The organism is Mesorhizobium sp. M7A.F.Ca.AU.001.01.1.1 (assembly GCF_004022735.1).
Taxonomy (GTDB): Bacteria; Pseudomonadota; Alphaproteobacteria; order Rhizobiales; family Rhizobiaceae; genus Mesorhizobium; species Mesorhizobium ciceri.
The window spans coordinates 1-3,692 of the sequence record NZ_RZPF01000658.1 but is presented as its reverse complement, the minus strand read 5'-3'; the positions used below and the strand labels follow the sequence as shown (position 1 = coordinate 3,692).

The following is a 3,692-nucleotide window of genomic DNA, read 5'->3' as shown; positions in this document are numbered from 1 at the left end:
GTCCTGGCGCAGCCCGTCCTGGCTGAAACGGCGGAGCGGCCGGCGCCCTCGGGCGGCGTGCTATCCCTGCTGCCGCCGCCGCAGACCACCAACCATTCGATCACGCTGGCCGGGCGCAAGCTGGATTACCAGGCAAAGGCGGCGACCCTGTCGCTGCTATCGGGCAAGGGCGACGTCACGGCGGAGATCTTCTACGTCGCCTACACACTGGAGCCGCCGGCAAGCGGGGCCAAAGACCAGCAGCGGCCGATCACCTTCGTGTTCAACGGCGGCCCTGGAGCAGCGTCCGCCTATCTGCATATCGGCGCACTCGGTCCACGGATAATCGCGACGGGAGCCGACGGCGAATTCCTGCCGTCACCGCAAAGACTGATCGACAATCCGGACAGCTGGCTCGACATGACCGATCTCGTCTTCGTCGATCCGGTGGGAACAGGCTATAGCCGCGAGGCACCGGGGCAGGACACGCGCGATTTCTGGGGCGTAAACCAGGATGCCAGCTCGATAGGCGCCTTCATCCGGCTCTATCTCGCGCAGAACGGCCGCACCGGGTCGCCACTGTTCCTCGCCGGCGAAAGCTATGGCGGGTTCCGCGCAGCGCTGCTCGCCAGGACGTTGCAGGAAGATATCGGCATCAGTCCGAACGGCATCGTGCTGATCTCGCCGGCGCTGGAGTTCACGCTGGTGCAGCCCGACGAATTCGAGCCGCTGCATTGGGCGCTCGAACTGCCTTCACTGGCTGCGGTGCGCCTGCGCGCCGAAGGCGTCAGCGGCGACGCGTTGCGGGAGAAGCTGGCAGACGTCGAACATTATGCGATGGGCGATTACCTCACGGCAATCACCAGCGGACTGGAGCAAGGCAGGCGGCTGGCCAGCCAACGCGTGGCTGACATCACCGGCCTGCCGCTCGACCTGGTGCAGCGGAACTCCGCCCGCATCCCCACCGGCCTGTTCGCAAGGGAGTTCGCCCGCGCCAGCGGCAAGGTGCTCAGCCCCTATGACGCCACGATCGGCACGGCCGACATCGCGCCCGAGAGCGCCCGCATCGCCGGCCCGGATCCGGTGCTCGACCGCAGCGTGCCGGCGCTGACGTCGGCATTCGTCGGCTATATCAGCGACGAACTGCATTTTCGCACCGATGTCAGCTATCGGCTGCTCAATGGCGAAATCAGCCACAATTGGGATTACGGGACCGGCGCCTCGCGGCAAGGCTATGCCGGGGTGATGGACGATCTGCAGCGCGCACGCTCGCTGAACCCTTCGCTCGGCGTCGTGATCGTTAACGGCTACACCGATCTGGTGACACCTTACCTCGCCTCGCGCTACCTGGTGAGCCAGATCCCGTCGCTCGCCAATGCCAAGCCCATCCGTCTCGATGTCGTCGAGGGCGGGCACATGATGTATTTCAGGTCCGACGGCCGGCGCGCGCTGAAAGAAGCCGCTTCGGAGCTTTATCAGGCGACGCAGTAGGCTTGGCGACAGTGCAGCTCGCCATGGACCCGTGCCCCAATATAAGCACCGGACTGGCGTAGCGCCGCAGGGGTTTTCGCCCGTATAGCTTGGTACCAAGGGAGTTGAATTCACGGCTCCCTTGTGTCGCTCCTCACAGCATTTCTGCCGCTCCGGCAAATTTGGTCCCACGCGCCTTATGGCCGATATCGCCATTCTCGAAACACGCGAGCGGGTTCTTGCAGGCATCCTGCTGACCGGTGCGGCCTATCTGCTGTTTTCGACACAGGATGCTTCGATCAAGCTGCTGGTCGTCGGCATGAGCGTCTGGCAGATCATGTTCTTCCGCAGCATCACCATTCTGGGCGCGTGCGCGGCGATCGGCGGACGACAGCTGTTTGCCGACACGATGCGCTCGCCGATCGTGCGGCCGATGCTGGTGCGCAGTGCCTTCACGCTTGCTGCGTGGCTCTGCTACTACAACGCCGCGCGCAGCCTGCAGCTCGCCGAACTGACCACCGTTTATTACGCGGCCCCGATCATCGTCACCGTGCTTTCGGTGTTCCTGCTCGGCGAAAAAGTGCCGATGCTGCGCTGGCTGGCGGTGCTGATCGGCTTTGCCGGCGTGTTCATCGCTTGCGATCCGACCCATCTCGGCCTGTCCGTGCCGGTGCTGCTGGTGCTGGCGGCCGCCTTCTTGTGGGGCATCGCCATCGTGCTCTTGCGCAGGACCGCCCTTGCCGAGCGCTCGATGATCCAGCTCCTGCTCAACAATTTCTATTTCCTGCTGTTTTCGGCGGTGCCGGCGTTGCTTTGGTGGCGGACACCCGACTGGACCCAGCTGCTGCTGCTTGCCAGCGTCGGCGCACTCGGCGGCCTGGCGCAGTATCTTCTCTTCGAAGGCATGAAGCGCACGCCGGCCTCGGTTCTCGCGCCGCTGGAATACACCTCGCTATTGTGGGCATTCGCACTCGGCTTTGCGATCTGGGGCGACGTGCCGCGCCGCGAAGTTTTCCTGGGCGCTGCGCTGATCGTCGCCGCCGGCCTGCTGATCGTCGGCACCGAGCATTTCCGCAAACGGCTATGATGTGCATGGCCATGATTGCTGACGCTACGATGTCAGGACCAAGCGGCGTAGGCTGGCGGCATGACTGAGATTGCAGCCGCCACCGACACCGCCGCGGAGCGGACACTCGGCATCATCCTGGTGTCGTCCTCAGCCGCCGTCTTCGCCCTGACGGGCGTGCTGACGAAATCAATCCACGCCGACCCGTTGACCATCATCTGCTGGCGCGGCTTTGTCGGCGCGATCCTGATCAGCTTCTATGTGCTGTGGCGGCGTCACCGTTCCGGTGGGCGTGAGACCCTGCGGCTTGGCTGGCGCGGCTGGCTGCTGGCGGTGGAAGGCGCGCTGGCCAGCATCGCTTTCATCTCGGCGTTCAAGTTCACCTTCGTCGCCAATGTCGCTGTCATCTATGCCACAGCACCTTTCGTCACGGCGCTGCTGGCCTGGGTTCTGACGCGCGAACCCTTCCGGTTGCAGACGATGGTCGCCGCCGCAGTGTCGCTGTGCGGCGTGGCGATCATGGTCTGGTCCGGCTTCGGCACCGGCAATCTGTTCGGCGACGGACTGGCACTGCTGATGACCATCGGCAGCGGCCTTTACATGATCATGGTTCGCGCCTTCCGCGACACGCCCGTGGTGTGGGCCGGTGCGGTGTCGGCATTCCTGTTGTTCGTGCTCGGTTGGTTCGTCACCGATCCGCTGGCGGTTTCGCCGAGAGATGCCGTTCTGCTCACCACTTTCGGCGCGTCCTTCGCGCTGTCCTCGATCCTGTGGACGGAGGGCGCACGACTCATCCCGCCGGCCGAATCCGGGCTTCTCGGTTCGGCCGAAGTGCCGTTCGCGATCCTGTTTGCCTTCCTGTTCCTGGGCGAGATTGCACCAGCCGCCAGCATGATCGGCGGCGCCGTCGTGCTCACCGCAGTGTTCGCCCATGCGGGGCGGGATTGGCTGATGGCGCGCTCGCAACGCATGGCGTCAAATATTTCTTAAAAAAGCGACACAGTCATGGAACCATCATCCGGGTCAGGCATTATTGCTGCGACGGGCCATCCCCAAGTCCCCCCAAACCCCTCGGCCCGTCCTACTCCAAGCCGACCGTAAGGGCGGCTTTTTCTTTGCCGCTTGCCGACCGCAAGGTCGGCTTTTTCTTTGCCACTTGGGACCGCAAGGTCGGGTT

General features: G+C 64.2%; 4 protein-coding genes. All 4 read left to right on the top strand.

What is annotated here, in order from left to right; all coding sequences use genetic code 11:
* Nucleotides 1-3 precede the first annotated feature (3 nt).
* Nucleotides 4-1,470, top strand: a complete 1,467-nt coding sequence (locus EN884_RS29250; protein ID WP_128360890.1) for an alpha/beta hydrolase — start codon at nucleotides 4-6, stop codon at nucleotides 1,468-1,470.
* A gap of 178 nt (nucleotides 1,471-1,648) precedes the next feature.
* Nucleotides 1,649-2,536: a DMT family transporter gene (locus EN884_RS29245; RefSeq protein ID WP_013532537.1), complete on the top strand. Its 888-nt coding sequence runs from the start codon at nucleotides 1,649-1,651 to the stop codon at nucleotides 2,534-2,536.
* A gap of 60 nt (nucleotides 2,537-2,596) precedes the next feature.
* Nucleotides 2,597-3,505, top strand: coding sequence for a DMT family transporter (locus EN884_RS29240; protein WP_013532538.1), 909 nt, complete (start codon nucleotides 2,597-2,599; stop codon nucleotides 3,503-3,505).
* On the top strand, nucleotides 3,460-3,692 hold a 233-nt coding region (locus tag EN884_RS39105; protein ID WP_206617666.1), incomplete at its 3' end, for a hypothetical protein. The genes EN884_RS29240 and EN884_RS39105, both read left to right, overlap by 46 nt.

Bases quoted from the DNA above. Each gene is read 5' to 3' on its own strand.
- EN884_RS29245 (WP_013532537.1), top strand. From the start codon at position 1,649: ATGGCCGATATCGCCATTCTCGAAACACGCGAGCGGGTTCTTGCAGGC.
- EN884_RS29240 (WP_013532538.1), top strand. From the start codon at position 2,597: ATGACTGAGATTGCAGCCGCCACCGACACCGCCGCGGAGCGGACACTC.